The following is a 19,892-nucleotide window of genomic DNA, read 5'->3' as shown; positions in this document are numbered from 1 at the left end:
TCAGTTGAGCTGCTCGGCCAGTGCCCGCATCACCCGACGCCAGGCCTCCTGGCCCTCGGCGTCGGTGGTGGCGAAGGCGTCACGTAGGGTTTGCCGCTCCAGTTCGGTGGCCTCGGCTTCCAGCGCCGTGCCCGCCTCGCTCAGCGCCAGCAGCTTGAAGCGATGCCGGCCTGGGTCGCGGCTGTACTGCACCAGCGCCTGTTCGAACAGGTGCGACAGCGGGCGATGTAGCGCCTGGTTGCTGACGCCCAGGGTGGTGGCCAGTTCGCCGATGCTGATTGCATCGGCACGGGCGATCACATACAGAATGCGGTGGTGGACACGGGACAGCCCACGCGCCTCGAGAAAGCGGTCGGCCTCCACCGTCAGCCCGCGGAAACCGAAATGCAGCAACTCGAGGCTATGGTCGAGCGGATCCAGCGACTTCAGCGTCACGGACGCCGTGTTGATCTTTTTCTCGATGACCATGGGACATTCACGCCGGTTGAGGTGCCCACAAGCCTAAGGCTTCGGCCGGCCCTCTCACAACACGCCACAGGAACATGCGCATGCAACTGATCTACGCCGCTGCCTCACCCTTCGCCCGCAAGGTCCGGGTACTCGCCCATGAAACCGGTCTGCTGGCACGCATCGAGCTGCTCGACACCATGGTGCTGCCGATCACTCTCAACGAGCAGGTCAACGCGCGCAATCCGCTGGGCAAGATTCCGGTACTGCTCACCGATGACGGTGAGGCGTTGTACGACAGCCGGGTGATCTGCGAGTACCTCGACACCTTGCACGACGGCCCGCGCCTGCTGCCGCAGGACGACACGCGCTGGGCGGTGCTACGCCTGGTGGCGTTGGCCGACGGGCTGATGGATGCCGCCGTGCTGGCGCGCTACGAAAAAGCTGCGCGCCAACCCGAGCAGCAATCCCCGGCCTGGCTCGATGGCCAGCTGGGCAAGGTCAAGCGCGCCCTGGCGGAGCTGGAACGCCAGACCGAGCGGTTGCAGGGGCCCATGGACATGGCGCAGATCGGCGTGGCCTGCGCCTTGGGTTATCTGGATTTCCGTTTTGCCGATCTCGACTGGCGCGCTGCGCATCCCCGCCTGGCAGCCTTCCAGCAGGCGTTTGCCCAGCGCCCCTCGATGCAGGCCAGCGCCCCGGTCTGACAGCGGCGCTGCGCCTGGCGACGATTCGAGTCGGGCGCAGCCGGCCTGCACCAGGCTATCCCTCTCTGCTTCAGCAGCTAGAGCGCTGCGTGAAATCCTTTCATGCCGGATGCGGGACAAAAGAGTCAGTTGTCACTTATCATACGTCCTACAACTGCGCAGGCGGTTGCGAAACCTCGGCGACCGCGCTGAGGGCTCATTGATCGTCCCGGGGCAATGTCCTCGCCCCAACTGACAGGAGAACGCAATGCTGAGTCTGACTGGCCACAACTACATCGGTGGTGAGCGCCGCGCCGCTGGCACCACCCTGCTCGAGAGCAGCGATGCCAGCAGCGGTGAAGCGCTGCCCTACGCCTTCACCCAGGCCACGCCGGAGGAGGTCGACGCTGCCGCCCAGGCCGCCGCCGCCGCTTACCCGCTCTACCGCAACCTGTCGGCCGAGCGTCGCGCCGAATTTCTCGATGCCATCGCCGATGAGCTCGACGCCCTGGGTGACGACTTCGTCGCCCTGGTCACCCGCGAGACCGCACTGCCGGCTGCCCGCATCCAGGGCGAACGTGGTCGTACAAGTGGTCAGATGCGCCTGTTCGCCAAGGTGCTGCGTCGTGGCGACTTCTACGGCGCGCGCATCGACCGCGCCCTGCCGGATCGTCAGCCACTGCCGCGCCCGGATATCCGTCAGTACCAGATCGGTGTCGGCCCGGTTGCCGTGTTCGGTGCCAGCAACTTCCCGCTGGCCTTCTCCACTGCCGGTGGTGACACCGCGTCGGCCCTGGCCGCCGGTTGTCCGGTGGTGTTCAAGGCGCACAGCGGCCATATGGCCACCGCCGAGTGCGTAGCCGATGCGGTGATCCGCGCCGCCGAGAAAACCGGCATGCCCAAGGGCGTGTTCAACATGATCTTTGGCGGCGGTGTCGGCGAGCTTCTGGTCAAGCACCCGGCCATCCAGGCCGTCGGTTTCACCGGTTCGCTGAAAGGCGGTCGTGCCCTGTGCGACATGGCCGCTGCCCGTCCGCAGCCGATCCCGGTGTTCGCCGAGATGTCCAGCGTCAACCCGGTGATCGTCCTGCCGGGCGCCCTGAAGGCGCGTGGCGCCACCGTGGCCAAGGAGCTGGCCGGTTCCGTGGTGCTGGGCTGCGGCCAGTTCTGTACCAATCCTGGTTTGGTCATCGGTATTCGTAGCGCCGAGTTCAGCGAATTCGTCGCAGGGCTTGGCGATGCCATCGCCAGCCAGCCGGCGCAGACCATGCTCAACGCCGGTACGCTGCGCAGCTACGCCAACGGTGTGGCGCAGTTGAGCAGCCATGCCAAGGTCAGCCGTCTGGCAGGCAACGAGCAGACCAGCAACCAGGCACAGCCGCAGCTGTTCAAGGCCGACGTGAGCATGCTGCTCGAGGGCGACCACCTGCTGCAGGAAGAAGTCTTCGGCCCGACCACCGTCGTCGTCGAAGTCGCCGACGGCGCCGAGCTGACCCGTGCCCTGCAGAGCATGCACGGCCAGCTGACCGCGACCCTGATCGCCGAGCCTGATGACCTCGCTGCCTTCCGCGACCTGCTGCCGCTGCTGGAAGTCAAAGCCGGCCGCGTACTGCTCAACGGTTACCCGACCGGCGTGGAAGTCTGCGATTCCATGGTCCATGGCGGCCCGTATCCGGCAACGTCCGACGCTCGCGGCACCTCGGTCGGCACCCTGGCGATCCAGCGCTTCCTGCGTCCGGTGTGCTACCAGAACTACCCGGACGAGGTACTGCCGGAGGCGCTGCAGAACGCCAACCCGCTGGGCATTCAGCGTCTGGTCGACGGCGTGCATACTCGCGATGCACTGAGCTGATCGCAGCGCTGCAACGAACAATGCCGCACCCTTGGGTGCGGCATTGTCCATTCAGGTGGCGGCATCCTTATTTGGCAGCGGCCTGGGTTTTCTCCACCGCCTGGATGATCACCTTGGCCACATCGCCCGGGCGCGACTGCTGCGGCACATGGCTGGCGGCGACCTCGGTGGTTTGCGCGCCGATCTTCTTGGCGAAGTCGCGCTGCATTTCCGGCACGATCATGCGGTCGTCGCTCGCAACGATGTACCAGGACGGCTTCTGCTTCCAGGCCGCGACGCTGGTGCGGTCATCGAAGGCGGCAGCGCGGATCGGACCCTGCGTGGCGGTCATGATCGCCGTCTGCTTGGCAGGCAGATCCTGAGCGAAGTCGGCGGCCATGCCCTGCGGCGTCAGGTAGAGAAAGCCGTTCTTGTCCGCCGCAATCTGGCTCGAGCCCGGCGCGGTGGGATAGCCGCCGTAGAGCTCGCCGGTGGATTGGCCCGCATTCGGCGCGAAGGCCGCGACATAGACCAGGCTGCGCACCTTGTCGTCGGTACCGGCCTGGCTGATCACCGTGCCGCCCCAGGAGTGGCCGACCAGCACCACGTTGCCGTCCTGGTTGTTCAGCACGCGCTGGGTGGCGGCCACGTCATCGGCCAGCGAGGTCAGCGGGTTCTGCACCACGGTAACCTTGATGCCCTTATCCTGCAGCAGCGGCACGACCTTGGCCCAGTCGGAGCCGTCGGCGAAGGCGCCGTGGACGATCACTACCGAGGGCTTGGCGTCGGCGGCCTGGGCGCTCAGGGCGAAGAAGGGGCTGGCGATGGCCAGGGCGAGGAGCAGCGGCTTGGCTTTGAACATGATTGAATCTCCTGTGCTTGGGGGAGTTCAGTGTCGATAATGCGCCGGTGTCCCGGTATCGGTCGTTTATCCGAGGCCTGCAAAAAAGGAGAGCTGCAAGGTGAATGACGCCGTCGCGCTGGAAGACGTCATGCTGGCACTGGCCATGGTCGGCGATCTGAGCATGGGGCAGCCCATCGATCAGTCGCGGCGTACCGCGCGCCTGGCGCAATGGCTGGCGCAGGCCGGTGGCGGTGATCAGGCGCAAATCGATGCGGCCCGGCAGGTGGCGCTGCTGCGCTGGTCCGGCTGTACCGCCAACGCCGATGGCTTCATGCGTCTGCTCGGCGACGACGTCGGCGGCCGCCGCGCCATGCTGGCGCAAACCCTGGATGCCGCTGGCCAGCGCGCCATGCTGCGCACCACGCCGCTGGCCCAGGTGCATTGCGAGGTCGCCGGCGATATCGCCCGCACCCTGGCGCTGGGCGTGGAGGTCGAGCGAGGTCTGCGCCATATCTTCGAGTGCTTCGACGGCAGCGGCCGCCCGCTGGGCCTGCGCCACCCCGATGTCCCGCCGGTGGTGTATCAGGTCGTATTGGCGGGCGATCTGGAAATCCTCTCGCGGGCCCACGGCCTGGATGCGGCGCTGGAGTGGATCGGCGCGCAGGGTGATCGTCGTTATCCCGCTGCTCTTGCCGACCTGCTCAGCCGCCATGCAGCGGATTGGCTGCAAGCGCTGCGCATACCCGAGGGCGCGCAGTCTGCCGCCGGGCCGGAGGTTTCCCTGACCCTGGTGGGCGATGTGATCGACCTCAAACTGCCCTGGCTGGCCGGCTATTCACGCCAGGCCGCGAGCCTGGTGCGCGACGCTGCTCGGCTCTGGGGCTTGCCCGAAGCGCGCATCGAACTGCTGGCCAAGGCCGCGCTGATCCATGGCCTGGGCCGGGCGGCCGTGCCCAATCGAATCTGGAGCACGCCCGGCCCGCTGCTCGACGGTGATCTCGAAGCGGTGCGCCTGGTGCCCTACTGGACGCATCGCGCCTGCAGCCAGATCGGCGGCCTGAACGAAGCCGGACAACTGGCCGCGCATGCCTACGAACGACTGGATGGCAGCGGCTATTTCCGCTCGTTGAGTGGCGAGGCGCTGCAGGCCGAGCATCGTCTGCTGAACGCAGCGCTGGCCTGGCTGGCGCTGCGTGGCGAACGCCCCTGGCGCGCTGCCTTCAGCGATGAGCAGGCCGCCCGCGTATTGCTGGATGAAGCCGAGCAGGGCCGCTTCGACCCACGCGCCTGCCAGGCGGTGATCAGCGCCGCGCATGGCGAGCAGGCACCGCTGGCCGGCAAGCCCGGCAACGGCCTGCTCAGCGAGCGCGAGACGCAGATTCTGCAGCGCATCAGCAGCGGGGCGAGCAACAAGGAAGTGGCGCGCGACCTGGGCATCAGCCCGAGCACGGTGCGCACCCATGTCGAGAGCGTATTCCGCAAGCTGCAGTGTTCGACGCGCGCGGCGGCGACCTTGAAGGCGCTGACGCTGGGCGTGATCTAAGCCGCGTCTTCAGGCTTGGAGGAGATAGTCGAGGTTGTGGCCTGGCATACAGATGCGTACCCTGCCTCGCGGCCATGATGGCCTCGAATGGAAAAGGATTTCATGCTCAAGCGTATTTATCGAATCTTCGCGCTGGCCGTTCTGGTGAGCGCACTGTCTGGCTGCGGCACTCTGTTCGGACGCTCCTCAGGCGGCTCTTACGGGCCCGATTACTATTCCGGCACTGCCTACAACTTTGGCCTGCTGTTCGGCTCCGATGAACTCAATCGCGGTTACTTTCCTGCCACCCTCTGGTGCTGGGCCTCGATAGCCTGCCCGGTGTTGACGGTTTATTCGATGCCCGTGGATTTCGTCGTCGATACCGTCATGCTGCCCCGTGATATCTACGAGGCAACACGATGAGCCCTGTCGTTTTGAAAAGCCTGCGAGTATTCAAGGCAGCTCTTCCCGTACTGCTGACGCTGGGTTTTCACGACCTGGCGCTGGCCAGTTTCGAATATGGCAATCGGCGTCTTGCCGCGAGCGCAACGGAACTGCTCGCCCAATTCGTGTTTGCCTTCGTTGCGCTCACCATCATTGGTGCCGTCGTGATGATCATCGGTGATATTCGCCGCTGGCTGCGTCGCAGGTCTGGCACGGATCAACGCGAGGGTGATCCTTCCAGGGACCTCTAGCTTGCCTGCGAATGCCCCGGTGCTGATGGGCAACTGCGAGAGCGTCGACAATGCACAAGGCTTGGGTTCGGCGCCTGGGCCTTGTACTTTACGGCTCAGTCTCCGCCTCCACCGCCATCACCACCGCCGCCGAAATCGCTGTTGCCGAAGTCGGTGTTGGAGTCCTGCCCGCTCAGGCCGCCTCTTCTCCTTTTACCCGCGTGTGACTTGGACCTTGAGCGTTGCCACGAATAGATGAAAAGCACCACGAATGCGATAGCGATCAGCGGCAGAATGTCCATGCGTTTCCCTCCATTGCCGGGCTCCGATGCTAAAAGCTCAGAGGGCACAGAGTAAGCTGTAACGGGCGCATGGAAACGAAAAAGCCCGCACAGTGGCGGGCTTCTAAAATGGCGCATCCGGCGGGATTCGAACCCACGACCCCTGCCTTCGGAGGGCAGTACTCTATCCAGCTGAGCTACGGATGCGTTGCGGGGCGCAATCATACGCATCTCGGCCTTGGGCGTCCACGCTCAGGGGCGTTCGCGATATTGAACGCTCGTGCAAAACCCTACGGCCCCTGTAGCGGTGCATCATGGCGCTGAATTTTTCGTCTGTTTTTTCGAACAGGCTATTGCCCTTTGCCCCCTTCGACCCTAGGATTCGTTTGAGATTTCAAACGGCGCGTTCGGTCATTCTGAACCCCCGCACGTTCAACGGCTCTGAAACCATTACCAGGCCCTCGCACGGCTCGCTGTCCAGCCTTGCGGGTTCTGCCCGTGACTCCAACGACTTTACGCCGACGCCCGGGTGTCGGAACTGAAGGAGACTGCCATGCAACTGAAAGACCCCCAGCTGCTGCGCCAACAGGCCTATATCGATGGCCAGTGGCTGGACGCCGACAGCGGTCAGACCATCGCCGTGAACAACCCGGCCACCGGTGAGATCATCGGTCATGTGCCGAAGATGGGCCGTGCCGAGACGCGCCGTGCCATCGAGGCCGCCGAGAAGGCGCTGCCGGCCTGGCGTGCACTGACTGCCAAGGAGCGCGCCAACAAGCTGCGCCGCTGGTTCGAGTTGCTGATGGAGAACCAGGATGACCTCGGTCGCCTGATGACCCTGGAGCAGGGCAAGCCGCTGGCCGAAGCCAAGGGCGAGATCGCCTATGCCGCCTCCTTCATCGAGTGGTTCGCCGAGGAAGCCAAGCGCGTCTACGGCGACGTGATCCCCGGTCACCAGCCGGACAAGCGCCTGATCGTGATCAAGCAGCCGATCGGCGTCACCGCCGCCATCACCCCGTGGAACTTCCCCGCCGCGATGATCACCCGCAAGGCCGGCCCGGCACTGGCCGCCGGTTGCACCATGGTGATCAAGCCGGCTTCGCAGACGCCGTTCTCCGCCCTGGCCCTGGTCGAGCTGGCCGAGCGCGCCGGCATCCCGAAAGGTGTGCTGAGCGTGGTCACCGGCAGCGCCGGCGAAGTGGGTGGCGAGCTGACCAGCAACCCCATCGTGCGCAAGCTGTCCTTCACCGGCTCGACCGAGATCGGTCGCCAGCTGATGGCCGAATGCGCCCAGGACATCAAGAAGGTGTCGCTGGAGCTGGGCGGCAACGCGCCGTTCATCGTCTTCGATGACGCCGATCTGGATGCCGCCGTCGAAGGCGCGCTGATCTCCAAGTACCGCAACAACGGCCAGACCTGCGTCTGCGCCAACCGTATCTACGTGCAGGACGGCGTCTACGACGCCTTCGCCGAGAAGCTGATCGCCGCTGTATCCAAGCTGAAGATCGGCAACGGTCTGGAAGATGGCACCACCACCGGCCCGCTGATCGACGAGAAGGCCGTGGCCAAGGTGCAGGAGCACATCGCCGATGCGGTGAACAAGGGCGCCAAGCTGGCCCTGGGCGGCAAGCCGCATGCCCTGGGTGGCACCTTCTTCGAACCGACCATTCTGGTGGACGTGCCGAAAACCGCTGCCGTGGCCAAGGAAGAAACCTTCGGCCCGCTGGCGCCGCTGTTCCGCTTCAAGGACGAGGCCGAGGTGATCGCCATGGCCAACGATACCGAGTTCGGCCTGGCCTCCTACTTCTATGCCCGCGACCTGGGCCGCGTGTTCCGCGTGGCCGAGGCGCTGGAGTACGGCATGGTGGGCATCAACACCGGCCTGATCTCCAACGAAGTCGCGCCGTTCGGCGGCGTGAAGGCTTCCGGCCTGGGCCGCGAAGGCTCCAAGTACGGGATCGAAGACTATCTCGAGATCAAGTACATGTGCCTGGGCGGCATCTGATGCCAAGACGGGGCAAGGTGCGAAAGAGCGTGCGGCGCCCCGGTTGTAAGTCGTAACCCTATTGAGTCCCTTGCGGCCCGGTTCAGTCGATCATCGCATGCTGAATCGATCACCCGCCGGGGACGGCCATGAGGACACCATGAGCAAGACCAACGAATCCCTGCTGCAACGCCGTGCCGCCGCCGTACCGCGCGGTGTCGGCCAGATCCACCCGATCGTCGCCGAGCGCGCCGAGAACGCCACCGTGTGGGACGTCGAAGGCCGCGAGTACATCGACTTCGCCGGCGGTATCGCCGTGCTGAACACCGGCCACCTGCATCCGAAGGTGGTCGCCGCTGTTCAGGAGCAGCTGACCAAGCTGTCGCACACCTGCTTCCAGGTGCTGGCCTACGAGCCCTACATCGAGCTGTGCGAAGAAATCGCCAAGCGCGTGCCGGGCAACTTCGCCAAGAAGACCCTGCTGGTCACCTCCGGCTCCGAGGCCGTCGAGAACGCCGTGAAGATCGCCCGCGCCGCCACCGGCCGCGCCGGCGTGATCGCCTTCACCGGCGCCTACCACGGCCGCACCATGATGACCCTGTCGCTGACCGGCAAGGTGGTACCGTACTCCGCCGGCATGGGCCTGATGCCCGCTGGCGTGTACCGCGCCCAGGCACCGTGCCCGCTGCATGGCGTGAGCGAGGACGAGTCCATCGCCAGCATCGAGCGCATCTTCAAGAACGACGCGCAGCCGCAGGACATCGCCGCGATCATCATCGAGCCGGTGCAGGGCGAGGGCGGTTTCTACGTCAACTCCCCGGCCTTCATGCAGCGCCTGCGCGCCCTGTGCGACCAGCACGGCATCCTCCTGATCGCTGACGAAGTGCAGACCGGCGCGGGCCGTACCGGCACCTTCTTCGCCACCGAACAACTGGGCGTGGTACCGGACCTGACCACCTTCGCCAAGTCCGTCGGCGGCGGCTTCCCGATCTCCGGCGTGTGCGGCAAGGCCGAGATCATGGACAAGATCGCCCCCGGTGGCCTGGGCGGCACCTACGCCGGCAGCCCGATCGCCTGCGCCGCGGCCCTGGCCGTGCTCAAGGTGTTCGACGAGGAGAAACTGCTGGAGCGCAGCCAGGCCGTGGGCGAGAAGCTCAAGGCCGGCCTCAAGACCATCGCCGAGAAGCACAAGGTGATTGGTGACGTACGTGGCCTGGGTTCGATGGTCGCCATCGAGCTGTTCGAAGGCGGCGACCACAGCAAGCCGGCGGCCGAGCTGGTGGGCAAGATCGTCGCCCGTGCGCGCGAGAAGGGCCTGATCCTGCTGTCGTGCGGCACCTACTACAACGTCATCCGCTTCCTGATGCCCGTTACCATCCCGGACGCGCAGCTGGAAAAAGGCATCGCCATCGTCGCCGAGTGCTTCGACGAACTGGCCTGAGCCCGATAGCGGGCACGCCGCCCTGGCGTGTCCGCACTGTTCTCCTGCACGGCCAGCTACGCGTAGCTGGCCGTGTCTCGTTCTGCAGCCGCGCTGGCTGTCCTTTCCTCGTCATCTCTGCCTAGGTCTACTGGCACTCGTCTTTCGTTTGGGTCGCGTAAGCACTTTCAGCGGTGATGTGCGACCGATCTCACCTGTCGTGGAACCGCAGGCGGCTGATCGCCACTCAGCGGCAACAGGCTACCCAGCGAAGGATTACGACGATGCGTGTTTCAGGTTTCTCGAATTCGATTCCTCCCGCGCTCGACGGCCGTGAGCCATCCCGTGAGTGTGCAAAGCCCCAGGCACCGGCGAACCCGCGGCAATCTGCCTGTGGTGGCGGTGGCGTTTCTTGGGCGCCGCAAGGTCAGAGTCAGACCACGCCGAGTCACTCCGCTGCCGCCGGCGATACCCTGCGCGGTCAGGGGCTGGCGGCATTGAGAGAGGCGGTGCTGAGGCTGTTTGCGCCGAGCGCCACTGAAGTCCAGTCGGCCTCGCAACCGGCCACCCAGCGCAATATGGCGGCGGAGGCGGCAAAGGAGAGCAGCGATGAGATGCCCTTCGAGGAAGTGGTCTCGGTCCTTGGGCGCAACGAGAACCTGCTAAAGAAGCCGCGTGATCGCGAAGGCCTGGAAAAGCTGCGCGACGACCCCAACACACCGACGGATGCGAAAAAGGCGCTGGATGCGGTGCTGAAGAACCCCGCGTACTACGAAGCTCTGGATCAGGCGAAGACCGGAAGCACGGACGGCAAGATCAGCGCCAAGGACGTGCAGAAACTGCAGCAGCACCCGTTGATCAGGCAGTACGCCGACGCCAAGGCGGAAACCTACACCCACAACTACGTGCCTTCCGACGCTGCGCCCGGTTCTGCCGCGCGGGAGATGACCGAGAACGATGCAATGCGCGAGCTGTATCTGTACTCGGAAAGCCTGCCCAAGAAACTCAATCTGGAGACCCTCGGCAAGATCGCCGATGGTTCCCAGTCGATGGGCAAGTGCCCGCCGCAGGTCGCGGCCGCAGCGAAGTTCTTTGTCCAGAACCCGGACAAATGGCAGCAATTCAGCGGCAAGGATGATCCCTCGGCGAAGATCTCCCGCGATCGCCTGTGCGACCTGGCGACCGAGAACATCAAGCTCTCACCCCAGGAGAGCAAGGCGCTGGAGACGCTCAAGAACAACCAGGACATCTTCTTCAAGGGCGGCGGCATCAAGCCGGACAAACTGGCCAAGATCGCCAACGACCCGCAAAACAGCCAGGAGGTTCGCGATGCCGCCAACCTGCTGAGCCAGCCCAATTCGATGCTGTTCTCCATGCTCGACAACGCCAAGCATGGTGCCGGCGGCAATTTCTTCAACAAGGCCAATGACCGCAACATCAGCAAGGGCGACCTGAATGCCTTCCTGCAGAAAGGCAGTAACGAGGTCGCGGGCCCACCGCAGCTCGCCAAGCCCGCCACCGGCGCGGCGCTTGCGGCGCAGAACGATATGCACATGGGGCAGGAAACCCAACCCGATCAGAAAAAGGAAAAGGGCGGCGGTATCTTCAAGTTTCTGGAAATCTTCAGCTATGTCGCCTCCGGCGTGATGATGCTGATTCCGGGCGCTGGCGCCGCCACCCTGGCCGCGACTGCAGGACGGGTCGCCGCGACTACCGTAGCGAAGGAGGCGGCCAAGCAGGCCGCCCAGCACACCGTGAAGGAGGTGGCCAAGGACACGGTCAAGGAAACCGCGAAACGAGAGTTCAAGGATGCCGCGATTCAGGGCACCAAGGATGGCTTGAAAGACTACGCCAAAGATCAGGCCAGGGACTTCGCCAAGGATGGCCTGAGCAATGCCATGAACCAGAACTCGCCCAGGGTCGCCTCCAATCCGCATGTCAACGAGCCGCGCGTGTGGGCGCAAAGCTGAGGACTGGCCGACATGGAAGTTGCCTTGGCATTCCGTTGGCCTGAATAGATATTATGGTTGACGAGGTAAAACGATGGTTTTACCTTGCCTCCATGAATATCGATTCAAAGCTGATATCAACGGCCGAAGAGCTGTTCGGCCGATACGGTTTCAACGCCACCGGCATGGATCGGCTGGCGCAGGCTGCCGGCATGTCGAGCCGCACGCTGTACAAGCATGCCGGCAGCAAGAATGAGCTTATCGCGGCCGTGCTGATGACGCGTGGGCAGCGTTTCCTGCAGCGTCTCGAGGTAGACAGCGTCGAGGCGCTGTTCGATGCACTGGCGAGCTGGCTGCGCGAGGAAGGGGCACGCGGCTGCCTGTTTCTGCGCGTGCAGGGCGAAACCGGCGGTCAGATACGCGAGATCAGCGAAGCCGTCGCCGCCTACAAGGCGCGTTTCAGCGACGCGGTTCACCAGGTGCTGACGCGCCAACTCGGCACCGGCGTCGAGGATGAGCTGGTCGAGCAGATCGTCATCCTCTTCGAGGGAGCCACGGCCGCTGCCAGCTACCGTGGCGTAGAGGCGGTGGCGGTGGCGCGCAGGGCTGCGACCTTGCTGCTGCGGCAGGTGCGACCTTGAGCCCCGCGCTGCGCCTAGGCATTACCGGGTTCGGCCTGATCGGCGTGTGCTACGGCTTCGCCCGCTTCGCCTTCGGGCTGTTTCTGCCACAGATCGATGCCGAGCTCGACCTGCCGGCGGCCGTGGGGGGCCTGATCGCCGGCGGCTCGTTCCTGGGTTACTGCATCGCCATCGTCGTCGCCGCGCAGCTGACCGAGCGGGTCGGCGCGCGAGCCGTGGCCATGGCTGCCGGGCTGATCGCCGCGCTGGGCATGCTCGGCATCGCCCTGGCACCCTCGGCGCTCTGGCTGGCCGCAGCGGTGCTGCTGGCCGGAATCAGCACCGGGCTGGTGTCGCCCCCCATGGCCGCCGCCGTGGCGGCCATCGTGCAGCCGCAGCGGCAGGATGCGGCCAATACCCTGATCAATTCCGGAACCAGCGCCGGGGTGATCCTCTCCGGGCCGGTGGCGCTGCTGATCGGTGCCGAGTGGCGGCTGGCCTATGGCGTGTTCGCCGCCTCGGCGCTGGTCCTGGCGGTGCTGGCCAGTTTCTGCGTGCCGAGTACGGCCGGGCCGCGAGCGCAGCCTTCGCCCGGTCGGCCCGCGCTCAATGCCATGCTCAGGCAACTGATCGTCGCGTCCTTGTTGATGGGCGCGGCCAGTACGGCGCTGTGGTCGTTCGGCAGCCAGATCCTGGCGCAGCGCCTGGACTGGGGCAGTGCCGGGGCCGGCCTGCTCTGGGTGGTCATCGGCGTTGCCGGCATCGCCGGCGCTGGCGCCGGCAGCCTGATCGGCAGGCTGGGTATCGATTGGGTGCACCGCCTGTCGCTGGCTGCGATGGCCTTGGCCATCCTTCTGGTCGGCATGGGGACCCAGCCGGCCCTGACACTGGTTGGCGGCGTGCTGTTCGGCGCGGCGTACATCATGCTCACCGGCGTCTATCTGGTCTGGGGCGTGTGCGCGCTACCCGAGCGCCCGGCCACCGGGCTGACCATCAGCTTTCTCAGCATCGCCATCGGCCAGATGCTCGGCGCGCCGGCCTTCGGTCTGCTGCTGAGCTGGCTGACCCTGGATCATGCGGTGATCGTCTTCACCCTGCTGGCGCTTGCCGGCGGCCTGGCGCGTTCGGCCGGCGCCCGTGCTCCAGGTGCGTGAATGGTCAGCGCGCACGCAGAAAAAGGCCCGCGCGAGGCGGGCCAAAGGGTGACAAGCAACAGGAACCGGGGCGTTTACTTGGGCTCGAAGATCACATAGACCTTGCGGCAGGCTTCCAGCACCTCCCAGGTACCGGAGAAGCCGGCAGGGATGACGAAGCGGTCGCCGGCACGTACGGTCTTGGCGTTGCCATCGGCATCGCGCAATACGGAAACACCCTGGAGAATCTCGCAGTATTCATGCTCGGTGTAGTTCACCGTCCACTGGCCCACCGCGCCTTCCCAGATGCCGCTGCTGAACTGGCCACAGGGGCTGCCGTAGTGGTTGCGCACGCTCTGCTCGGGGTCGCCCTTGAGCACTTTCTCCGGGGCGGGGCGATAGTGGTCGGCGGCCGTGGCGGCCTGGGCGAAGTCGACGATCTGCTCGATGTTCATCTGAGGGTTCCGTGGTGTTCGGTGGCGACGACAGTGCGGTCCGAAGGCCGCAGCAGGAAAAATCTGTTCGCAGTCTATGTTTAAAAAAACGAACGATACAAGGGGTTTTGCCAGGCTCTGTCAAAAATATTGAAAAGCCACAGCCCTCTGGTTTAGTGTGGCGCACAGGATTCGACCGCTCCGGCGGCCTTGCAGAATTATTTACAGTGCGCACCTCGACGAGGCGCCACGTTCACCCGAGAGGATGCCGCAATGACTAGCCTGACCCGTGCCGACTGGGAACAGCGTGCCAAGACCCTGACCATCGAAACCCGCGCCTTCGTCCACGGCGAATATCGCGCGGCAGAGTCCGGTGCGACCTTCGAATGCATCAGCCCGGTCGACGGTCGTCTGCTCGGCCTGGTGGCCAGCTGCGACCAGGCCGACGCCGAACTGGCGGTCAAGGATGCGCGCGCCACCTTCGAGTCCGGCGTGTGGTCGCGCCTGTCCCCGGTCAAGCGCAAGAAGGTGATGATCCGCTTCGCCGAGCTGATCGAGCAGCACGGCGAGGAGCTGGCCCTGCTGGAAACCCTGGACATGGGCAAGCCGATCAGCGATTCGCTGAGCATCGACGTGAGCAGCGCCGCCAACGCCATTCGCTGGAGCGGCGAGGCCATCGACAAGATCTACGACGAAGTCGCCGCCACTGCTCATGACGAGCTGGGCCTGGTCACCCGCGAGCCGGTTGGCGTGGTCGCCGCCATCGTGCCGTGGAACTTCCCGCTGCTGATGACCTGCTGGAAGCTCGGCCCGGCGCTGGCCACCGGCAACTCCATCATCCTCAAGCCCTCCGAGAAGTCGCCGCTGACCGGTATCCGCATCGCCCAGTTGGCCATCGAGGCCGGCATTCCGGCCGGCGTGTTCAACGTGCTGCCGGGTTTCGGTCACACCGTCGGCAAGGCCCTGGCCCTGCACATGGACGTCGACACCCTGGTGTTCACCGGTTCGACCAAGATCGCCAAGCAGCTGATGGTCTATGCCGGCGAATCGAACATGAAGCGCGTCTGGCTGGAAGCCGGCGGCAAGAGCCCGAACATCGTCTTCGCCGACGCGCCGGACCTCAAGGCCGCTGCCGAGGCGGCCGCCAGCGCCATCGCCTTCAACCAGGGCGAGGTCTGCACCGCCGGCTCGCGCCTGCTGGTGGAGAATTCCATCAAGGACACCTTCGTGCCCATGGTGGTCGAGGCGCTCAAGGCCTGGAAACCGGGCAACCCGCTGGACCCGGCGACCAATGTCGGTGCGCTGGTCGACACCACGCAGATGAACAACGTGCTGAGCTACATCCAGGCCGGCCACGACGACGGCGCCAAGCTGGTGGCCGGCGGCAAGCGAGTGATGGAAGAGACCGGCGGCACCTACGTCGAGCCGACCATCTTCGACGGCGTGAACAACGCCATGCGCATCGCCAAGGAGGAAATCTTCGGCCCGGTGCTGTCGGTGATCGGTTTCGACAATCAGGACGAGGCCATCGCCATTGCCAACGACACCATCTACGGCCTGGCCGCGGCGGTGTGGACCAGCAATCTGTCGCGCGCTCACCTGGTGGGCAAGGCCCTGCGTGCCGGCAGCGTGTGGATCAACCAGTACGACGGCGGTGACATGACCGCGCCGTTCGGCGGCTTCAAGCAGTCCGGCAACGGCCGCGACAAGTCGCTGCACGCGTTCGACAAGTACACCGAGCTGAAGTCCACCTGGATCAAGCTGTAACGCTGCGTCACGGGCGGCCGTTGGCCGCCTGAAGGTCCGCCCTTCGGGGCCGACTCGTCATGAGTCACACCTGCGGCCGGGTTTCCTTGGGGAAGTCCGGCCGTTTTGTTTGGCGATGGATCAATGCCGTGTAGGCCAGCTGTCATCGACGAGTGCGCGATGGTCCGGGAGCGTAGGGTGCGCCGCGCGCACCAGCGTTTGTCACCTGGTGCTGGCGCAGGCAGCGCACGCCACCCAGTGTCCTTGCCGAGCAGGGGCATGGTCATTTGTTTCAGGGCCACGACATAAAGGAGTCTGGCAATGCGTTGGGGAACCTATTTCGCAGTCTGCGCCGCGGTGATCAGCATCGGTCTGGCGCTGGGCGTGACCATGCCGCTGGTGTCGCTGCGCCTGGAGAGCTGGGGCTACGACTCCTTCGCCATCGGCGTGATGGCGGCCACGCCGGCGGTCGGGGTGCTGCTCGGCGCCTCGCTGGCCGGGCGCCTGGCCGCACGCGTCGGCACCACCAGGCTGATGCAGCTGTGCCTGCTGCTGGGTGCGCTGTCGGTGGCGTTGCTGGCGCTGGTGCAGAACTACGCGGTGTGGGTGGTCCTGCGTTTGTTCCTCGGCGTGGCCCTGACCGTGGTGTTCATCCTCGGCGAGAGCTGGATCAACCAGCTGGCCGTGGAGAAGTGGCGGGGGCGTCTGGTGGCCCTGTATGGCACCGGTTATGCGCTCAGTCAGCTCAGTGGCCCGCTGCTGCTGACGGCCATCGGCACCGCCACCGACAGCGGCTTCTGGACGGGCGTCGGCCTGCTGATTGGCGGCTCGCTGGTGCTGCTCGGGCGCAGCGGTGCGCCCCGCGTCGATGCGCACAGCGCCTCGGGCCGTGGCCTGCCGGCATTCTGCCGCAAGCTGCCGGCGATCGCCTGGGCGGTGGTGCTGTTCGCCGCCTTCGAGGCGATGATGCTCACCCTGCTGCCGATCTACGGCCTGCGCCAGGGCTTTACCCAGGAGGTGGCGCTACTGATGGTCAGCGTGGTGGTGGTCGGCGATGCGGCGCTGCAGCTGCCGATTGGCTGGCTGGCCGACCGCATGTCGCGGCAGACCCTGTTCCGCGCCTGCGGCGTGGTGCTGCTGTCGTCGAGCCTGGCGATCCCGGTGCTGCTGCACACGCCGGTGATCTGGCCCGTGCTGGTGGCCTTCGGCGCCAGCGCCGGCGGTCTGTTCACCCTGTCGCTGATCCTGATTGGCGAGCGCTATCGCGACGATGAGCTGGTGCGCGCCAATGCCCATGTCGCCCAGCTCTGGGGCATCGGTTGCCTGATCGGGCCGCTGGCTACCGGCGCGGTCAGCCAGTGGGTCAGCGGCCACGCCCTGCCGCTGATGATGGCGCTCGGTGCGGCCGGTTTCATCGTGCTGGCGTTTCGCGGCTCGCTCGGCTCCGATCTGGCGCAGGCCGAGCGCTGAAGCACGCCTGGCGCGCTCTGGCGTTGCCGGCTAGTTTTTCTGAACGTCAGCGGTCGACGATGGCCGGGCGCGCAAAGGAGAACGAGCATGCGCATCATCGCTGGGCTGTGCCTGGGAATGCTGTGGGCGGCCGGGGCCGCGGCGGACGTGGCCGGTAGCGCCGATCACCCGGCCATCCCCCGTTACGAAGGGGCGGAAATCTACGCCTACCAGACCCAGGCCTATACCGACTGGCGCTTCTTCAGAGCGCCGGCGACCGTCTATGGCGGCCTGCAGAAGAACCTCGACGCCACCGAGACGCTGGAAGGCAAGCTGACCCGCCTGAGCTATCGCGCGCCGGCCGAGCGCACGCCGCTGGAGGTGTTTCGCAACTACCAGCAGGCGCTGAGCGAGGCCGGTTTCGAGACGCTCTACAGTTGCGAACGCGAGGACTGCGGCGGGCGCAACTTCAACCACGCCATCACCCTGGACATGCACTTTCGCGAGTACCACCAGGATCAGCGCTATCTGTATGCCCGCCTGCCACGCCCCGAGGGGGATCTGTATGCCGCTCTCTACGTGGTGCTCAATCAGTCCGGCGGCGGGCCGAACAAGGGCCGCAGCCTGATCCAGCTGGACGTGCTCGAGCGCAAGGCGATGGAGCAGCGCATGGTGCTGGTCGAGGCGGGCGAGTTGCAGCGTGGCCTGGACGCTCAGGGGCGGGTGGCGTTGTATGGCCTGTATTTCGATACCGACAAGGCGGACATGCGCGCCGACTCGCAGCCGCAGCTGGCCGAGATCGCCAAGCTGCTGCAGGCCAGCGCGCAGTTGCAGGTGCTGGTGGTGGGGCATACCGACGCCCAGGGTGCGCTGGATTACAACCGCGACCTGTCGCAGCGCCGGGCGCAGTCGATCGTCGAAGCCCTGGTCAGCCAACACGGTATCGCCCGTCAGCGGCTGAGCGCGGTGGGCGTGGGCATGGCGGCGCCGGTGGCGAGCAACCGCGACGAGGCCGGGCGTGCGCTCAACCGGCGGGTGGAACTGGTGGAGCGCCTGCCCTGATCAGGCGTCTTCGGCCAGCAGCTGGGTAACGGTTTCGCCGACCTGACGAATCGCCGCCTCCATGCTCGGCTGATGGCTGCAGGCGAAGTTCAGGCGGATGCAGTTGCGGTACTTGCCCGCTGCGGAAAAGATGCTGCCGGGCGCCACCTGCAGCTTGGATGCGGCCAGGCGGCGATTGAGGCGCAGGCTGTCGAAGCCCTGCGGCATCTCCACCCAGAGCATGAAGCCGCCCTGCGGCTGGCTGACCCGAGTACCCGGCGGAAAGTAGCGGCTGACCCAACCGGTCATCTGTTCGCGGCCGCGGGCGTACTGCTTGCGCATCTGGCGCAGGTGCGGCTGGTACAGGCCGTCGCGAATGAATTCGGCGATCGCCAGCTGCGGCAGCTGGGCGCTCATCCCCGTGCCCATGTACTTCATGTGCAGCACCTGCTGCAGGTAGCGGCCGGGGGCGATCCAGCCGATGCGCAGGCCGGGCGCCAGGGTCTTGGAGAAGGAGCTGCACAGCAGCACGCGGCCGTCCTCGTCGAACGACTTGATGCTGCGCGGGCGCGGGTAGTGATAGGCGAGGTCGCCGTAGATGTCGTCCTCGATGATCGCCACGTCGAAGCGCTGCGCCAGCGCCAGCAGGGCGCGCTTGTTGGCTTCCGGCATCACGTAACCGAGCGGGTTGTTGCAGCTGGGGGTGAGCTGGATGGCCTTGATCGGCCACTGCTCCAGGGCCATCTCCAGCGCTTCCAGGCTGATTCCGGTAAGCGGGTCGGTGGGCAGTTCCAGGGCCTTCATGCCGAAGCCCTTGAGCGCCTGCATCACCCCGTGGAAGCTCGGCGAGTCCACCGCGACGATGTCGCCGGGCTGGCAGATGGCGCGCAGCGCCGCCGACAGCGCCTCATGACAGCCGGTGGTGATGACGATGTCCTCGGCGGCCAGCTGGCAGCCGGAGTCCAGCGTCAGGCGGGCGACTTCCTGGCGCAGGCTGATCTCCCCCTCGACTGCGCCGTAGCTCAGCTCACGCAGGCTCTGCCGTCGGCTCAGGCGCGACAGGCTGCGCAGCAGCGGCTTGAGCGTGGGCACGTCGATGTCGGGAATGCCCCGGCTGAGCTGCAGCACGTCGCTGCTGGGCGGCTCGCTGACCAGCTCCAGCACCTGCTCCCACTGCGAGACCTCCACCGGGCGTTGCGGCGCGCGGCTGATCTGCGGCAGCTCCGGCTGCTGGCGCAGCTGGTTGACGAAATAGCCGGACTTCGGCCGTGGCGTGGCCAGGCCCTGATCCTCCAGCTGGCGGTAGGCCTGCTGTACGGTGCTGAGACTGACCCCGTGCTCCTGGCTCAGGGTTCGCACCGAAGGCAGACGTTCACCGGGACGGAACAGCCCCTGCTCGATGCGGGCGGCCAGTTCCTCGGCGAGGTTCAGGTAGAGCGTCATGGGGCACCTCGGTGTGAACCAGTACAGATTGCAGCGAAAGCGACAATTCAGATGCAGATACGTCGTATCTGTACGGATTTAATAGAGGTTATTTGAATCTGTCATGGTTTTTCTTGCAGGCGCATTCTGGTCTCCCATGAGCGAACCAGGAGGACGGCGCCATGCGTACCTTCGATGAAATGGCCGGTGTGGCGGGCGGCAGTGCCCGGACTGTGCGGCCCTGCCAGCCCCGCAGCTTCGGTCGCGACTGGCCGAGCTTCTGGCGGCGCCTGCGCACCCGTCGGGCGCTGCTGCGTCTGAGCGATCAGGCTCTGGCCGATGTCGGCCTGACCCGCGCCCAGGCCGAGCGCGAGGCACGTCTGCCGTTCTGGCAGCTATGAGCGCGTAA

19 protein-coding genes and 1 tRNA gene are annotated in these 19,892 nt (G+C 65.8%); 14 read left to right on the top strand and 6 right to left on the bottom strand.

Going from position 1 to position 19,892, the window contains the following annotated elements:
- Complete coding sequence (locus N7333_RS05890; protein WP_003242311.1) at positions 1–468, bottom strand: MarR family transcriptional regulator; 468 nt, start codon at positions 466–468, stop codon at positions 1–3.
- A gap of 80 nt (positions 469–548) precedes the next feature.
- On the opposite strand from N7333_RS05890, the gene N7333_RS05885 reads away from it, so the two are divergent.
- Together N7333_RS05885 and N7333_RS05880 are read left to right on the top strand one after the other, a co-directional pair.
- On the top strand, positions 549–1,154 hold the full coding sequence (locus N7333_RS05885; protein WP_129482037.1) for a glutathione S-transferase: 606 nt from the start codon (positions 549–551) through the stop codon (positions 1,152–1,154).
- Positions 1,155–1,401: 247 nt separating this feature from the next.
- Positions 1,402–2,985, top strand: coding sequence for an aldehyde dehydrogenase (NADP(+)) (locus N7333_RS05880; RefSeq protein WP_279858576.1), 1,584 nt, complete (start codon positions 1,402–1,404; stop codon positions 2,983–2,985).
- A 67-nt stretch (positions 2,986–3,052) separates the two neighbouring features.
- Here the strand turns inward: N7333_RS05880 and N7333_RS05875 are convergent, their stop codons facing one another.
- Positions 3,053–3,826 (bottom strand): alpha/beta hydrolase, encoded by a 774-nt coding sequence (locus tag N7333_RS05875; RefSeq protein WP_129482039.1) that lies wholly within the window; start codon positions 3,824–3,826, stop codon positions 3,053–3,055.
- A 100-nt stretch (positions 3,827–3,926) separates the two neighbouring features.
- On the opposite strand from N7333_RS05875, the gene N7333_RS05870 reads away from it, so the two are divergent.
- From N7333_RS05870 to N7333_RS05860, 3 genes are all read left to right on the top strand, one after another.
- Positions 3,927–5,351, top strand: coding sequence for an HD domain-containing phosphohydrolase (locus tag N7333_RS05870; protein WP_129482040.1), 1,425 nt, complete (start codon positions 3,927–3,929; stop codon positions 5,349–5,351).
- Positions 5,352–5,453: 102 nt separating this feature from the next.
- On the top strand, positions 5,454–5,753 hold the full coding sequence (locus N7333_RS05865; RefSeq protein WP_049767415.1) for a YceK/YidQ family lipoprotein: 300 nt from the start codon (positions 5,454–5,456) through the stop codon (positions 5,751–5,753).
- Entirely contained in the window at positions 5,750–6,025 is a 276-nt protein-coding gene (locus tag N7333_RS05860; protein ID WP_041772777.1) for a hypothetical protein, read from the top strand. The genes N7333_RS05865 and N7333_RS05860 overlap by 4 nt, the downstream gene beginning before the upstream one ends.
- A gap of 95 nt (positions 6,026–6,120) precedes the next feature.
- Here the strand turns inward: N7333_RS05860 and N7333_RS05855 are convergent, their stop codons facing one another.
- A complete protein-coding gene (locus tag N7333_RS05855) occupies positions 6,121–6,306 on the bottom strand; it encodes a hypothetical protein (RefSeq protein ID WP_041772778.1) in 186 nt (61 codons plus the stop codon).
- Positions 6,307–6,415: 109 nt separating this feature from the next.
- Positions 6,416–6,492 (bottom strand) — tRNA-Arg (locus N7333_RS05850).
- Between the two features lie 346 nt (positions 6,493–6,838).
- Between N7333_RS05850 and gabD the strand changes: the two genes are divergently transcribed.
- The 5 genes from gabD to N7333_RS05825 all read left to right on the top strand — a co-directional run bounded on the left by gabD (position 6,839) and on the right by N7333_RS05825 (position 13,412).
- On the top strand, positions 6,839–8,290 hold the full coding sequence (gabD, locus tag N7333_RS05845) for an NADP-dependent succinate-semialdehyde dehydrogenase (protein ID WP_003242301.1): 1,452 nt from the start codon (positions 6,839–6,841) through the stop codon (positions 8,288–8,290).
- 139 nt (positions 8,291–8,429) lie between these two features.
- Entirely contained in the window at positions 8,430–9,710 is a 1,281-nt protein-coding gene (gabT, locus tag N7333_RS05840; protein WP_003242299.1) for a 4-aminobutyrate--2-oxoglutarate transaminase, read from the top strand.
- 263 nt (positions 9,711–9,973) lie between these two features.
- Positions 9,974–11,659 carry an HrpF/NolX family T3SS translocon protein gene (locus N7333_RS05835; protein WP_129483322.1) on the top strand — a complete coding sequence of 562 codons (1,686 nt, stop codon included), beginning with the start codon at positions 9,974–9,976 and terminating at the stop codon, positions 11,657–11,659.
- A gap of 92 nt (positions 11,660–11,751) precedes the next feature.
- The gene (locus N7333_RS05830; RefSeq protein WP_011920539.1) at positions 11,752–12,279 is read left to right on the top strand and encodes a TetR/AcrR family transcriptional regulator; all 528 of its coding nucleotides are present in this window, start codon (positions 11,752–11,754) and stop codon (positions 12,277–12,279) included.
- Positions 12,276–13,412 carry an MFS transporter gene (locus N7333_RS05825; RefSeq protein WP_129483307.1) on the top strand — a complete coding sequence of 379 codons (1,137 nt, stop codon included), beginning with the start codon at positions 12,276–12,278 and terminating at the stop codon, positions 13,410–13,412. Before N7333_RS05830 ends, N7333_RS05825 begins: the two co-directional genes overlap by 4 nt.
- Before the next feature lie 74 nt (positions 13,413–13,486).
- Here the strand turns inward: N7333_RS05825 and N7333_RS05820 are convergent, their stop codons facing one another.
- Complete coding sequence (locus N7333_RS05820) at positions 13,487–13,846, bottom strand: cupin domain-containing protein (protein WP_003242293.1); 360 nt, start codon at positions 13,844–13,846, stop codon at positions 13,487–13,489.
- A 252-nt stretch (positions 13,847–14,098) separates the two neighbouring features.
- Here N7333_RS05820 and N7333_RS05815 point away from each other — a divergent pair, with 252 nt between their 5' ends.
- The 3 genes from N7333_RS05815 to N7333_RS05805 all read left to right on the top strand — a co-directional run bounded on the left by N7333_RS05815 (position 14,099) and on the right by N7333_RS05805 (position 18,082).
- The gene (locus tag N7333_RS05815) at positions 14,099–15,592 is read left to right on the top strand and encodes an aldehyde dehydrogenase (RefSeq protein ID WP_129483306.1); all 1,494 of its coding nucleotides are present in this window, start codon (positions 14,099–14,101) and stop codon (positions 15,590–15,592) included.
- Positions 15,593–15,892: 300 nt separating this feature from the next.
- Positions 15,893–17,041, top strand: coding sequence for an MFS transporter (locus N7333_RS05810; protein ID WP_129483305.1), 1,149 nt, complete (start codon positions 15,893–15,895; stop codon positions 17,039–17,041).
- 87 nt (positions 17,042–17,128) lie between these two features.
- On the top strand, positions 17,129–18,082 hold the full coding sequence (locus tag N7333_RS05805; RefSeq protein WP_129483304.1) for an OmpA family protein: 954 nt from the start codon (positions 17,129–17,131) through the stop codon (positions 18,080–18,082).
- Here the strand turns inward: N7333_RS05805 and N7333_RS05800 are convergent, their stop codons facing one another.
- Positions 18,083–19,504, bottom strand: coding sequence for a PLP-dependent aminotransferase family protein (locus N7333_RS05800; RefSeq protein ID WP_129483303.1), 1,422 nt, complete (start codon positions 19,502–19,504; stop codon positions 18,083–18,085).
- A gap of 161 nt (positions 19,505–19,665) precedes the next feature.
- On the opposite strand from N7333_RS05800, the gene N7333_RS05795 reads away from it, so the two are divergent.
- Positions 19,666–19,884, top strand: a complete 219-nt coding sequence (locus tag N7333_RS05795; RefSeq protein WP_011920543.1) for a DUF1127 domain-containing protein — start codon at positions 19,666–19,668, stop codon at positions 19,882–19,884.
- The last annotated feature ends 8 nt before the right edge of the window (positions 19,885–19,892 follow it).

It is taken from the genome of Pseudomonas sp. GD04158 (assembly GCF_029834875.1).
Classification (GTDB): Bacteria; Pseudomonadota; Gammaproteobacteria; order Pseudomonadales; family Pseudomonadaceae; genus Aquipseudomonas; species Aquipseudomonas hydrolytica.
The sequence above is the reverse complement of the archived record's forward strand: the minus strand, read 5'-3'. Positions and strand labels throughout refer to the sequence as shown.

Bases quoted from the DNA above. Each gene is read 5' to 3' on its own strand.
- N7333_RS05800 (WP_129483303.1), bottom strand. From the start codon at position 19,504: ATGACGCTCTACCTGAACCTCGCCGAGGAACTGGCCGCCCGCATCGAG.
- N7333_RS05830 (WP_011920539.1), top strand. From the start codon at position 11,752: ATGAATATCGATTCAAAGCTGATATCAACGGCCGAAGAGCTGTTCGGC.
- N7333_RS05810 (WP_129483305.1), top strand. From the start codon at position 15,893: ATGCGTTGGGGAACCTATTTCGCAGTCTGCGCCGCGGTGATCAGCATC.
- N7333_RS05795 (WP_011920543.1), top strand. From the start codon at position 19,666: ATGCGTACCTTCGATGAAATGGCCGGTGTGGCGGGCGGCAGTGCCCGG.
- gabT (WP_003242299.1), top strand. From the start codon at position 8,430: ATGAGCAAGACCAACGAATCCCTGCTGCAACGCCGTGCCGCCGCCGTA.
- N7333_RS05805 (WP_129483304.1), top strand. From the start codon at position 17,129: ATGCGCATCATCGCTGGGCTGTGCCTGGGAATGCTGTGGGCGGCCGGG.
- N7333_RS05880 (WP_279858576.1), top strand. From the start codon at position 1,402: ATGCTGAGTCTGACTGGCCACAACTACATCGGTGGTGAGCGCCGCGCC.
- N7333_RS05815 (WP_129483306.1), top strand. From the start codon at position 14,099: ATGACTAGCCTGACCCGTGCCGACTGGGAACAGCGTGCCAAGACCCTG.
- N7333_RS05890 (WP_003242311.1), bottom strand. From the start codon at position 468: ATGGTCATCGAGAAAAAGATCAACACGGCGTCCGTGACGCTGAAGTCG.
- N7333_RS05865 (WP_049767415.1), top strand. From the start codon at position 5,454: ATGCTCAAGCGTATTTATCGAATCTTCGCGCTGGCCGTTCTGGTGAGC.
- N7333_RS05835 (WP_129483322.1), top strand. From the start codon at position 9,974: ATGCGTGTTTCAGGTTTCTCGAATTCGATTCCTCCCGCGCTCGACGGC.
- N7333_RS05885 (WP_129482037.1), top strand. From the start codon at position 549: ATGCAACTGATCTACGCCGCTGCCTCACCCTTCGCCCGCAAGGTCCGG.
- N7333_RS05820 (WP_003242293.1), bottom strand. From the start codon at position 13,846: ATGAACATCGAGCAGATCGTCGACTTCGCCCAGGCCGCCACGGCCGCC.
- gabD (WP_003242301.1), top strand. From the start codon at position 6,839: ATGCAACTGAAAGACCCCCAGCTGCTGCGCCAACAGGCCTATATCGAT.
- N7333_RS05855 (WP_041772778.1), bottom strand. From the start codon at position 6,306: ATGGACATTCTGCCGCTGATCGCTATCGCATTCGTGGTGCTTTTCATC.
- N7333_RS05860 (WP_041772777.1), top strand. From the start codon at position 5,750: ATGAGCCCTGTCGTTTTGAAAAGCCTGCGAGTATTCAAGGCAGCTCTT.
- N7333_RS05875 (WP_129482039.1), bottom strand. From the start codon at position 3,826: ATGTTCAAAGCCAAGCCGCTGCTCCTCGCCCTGGCCATCGCCAGCCCC.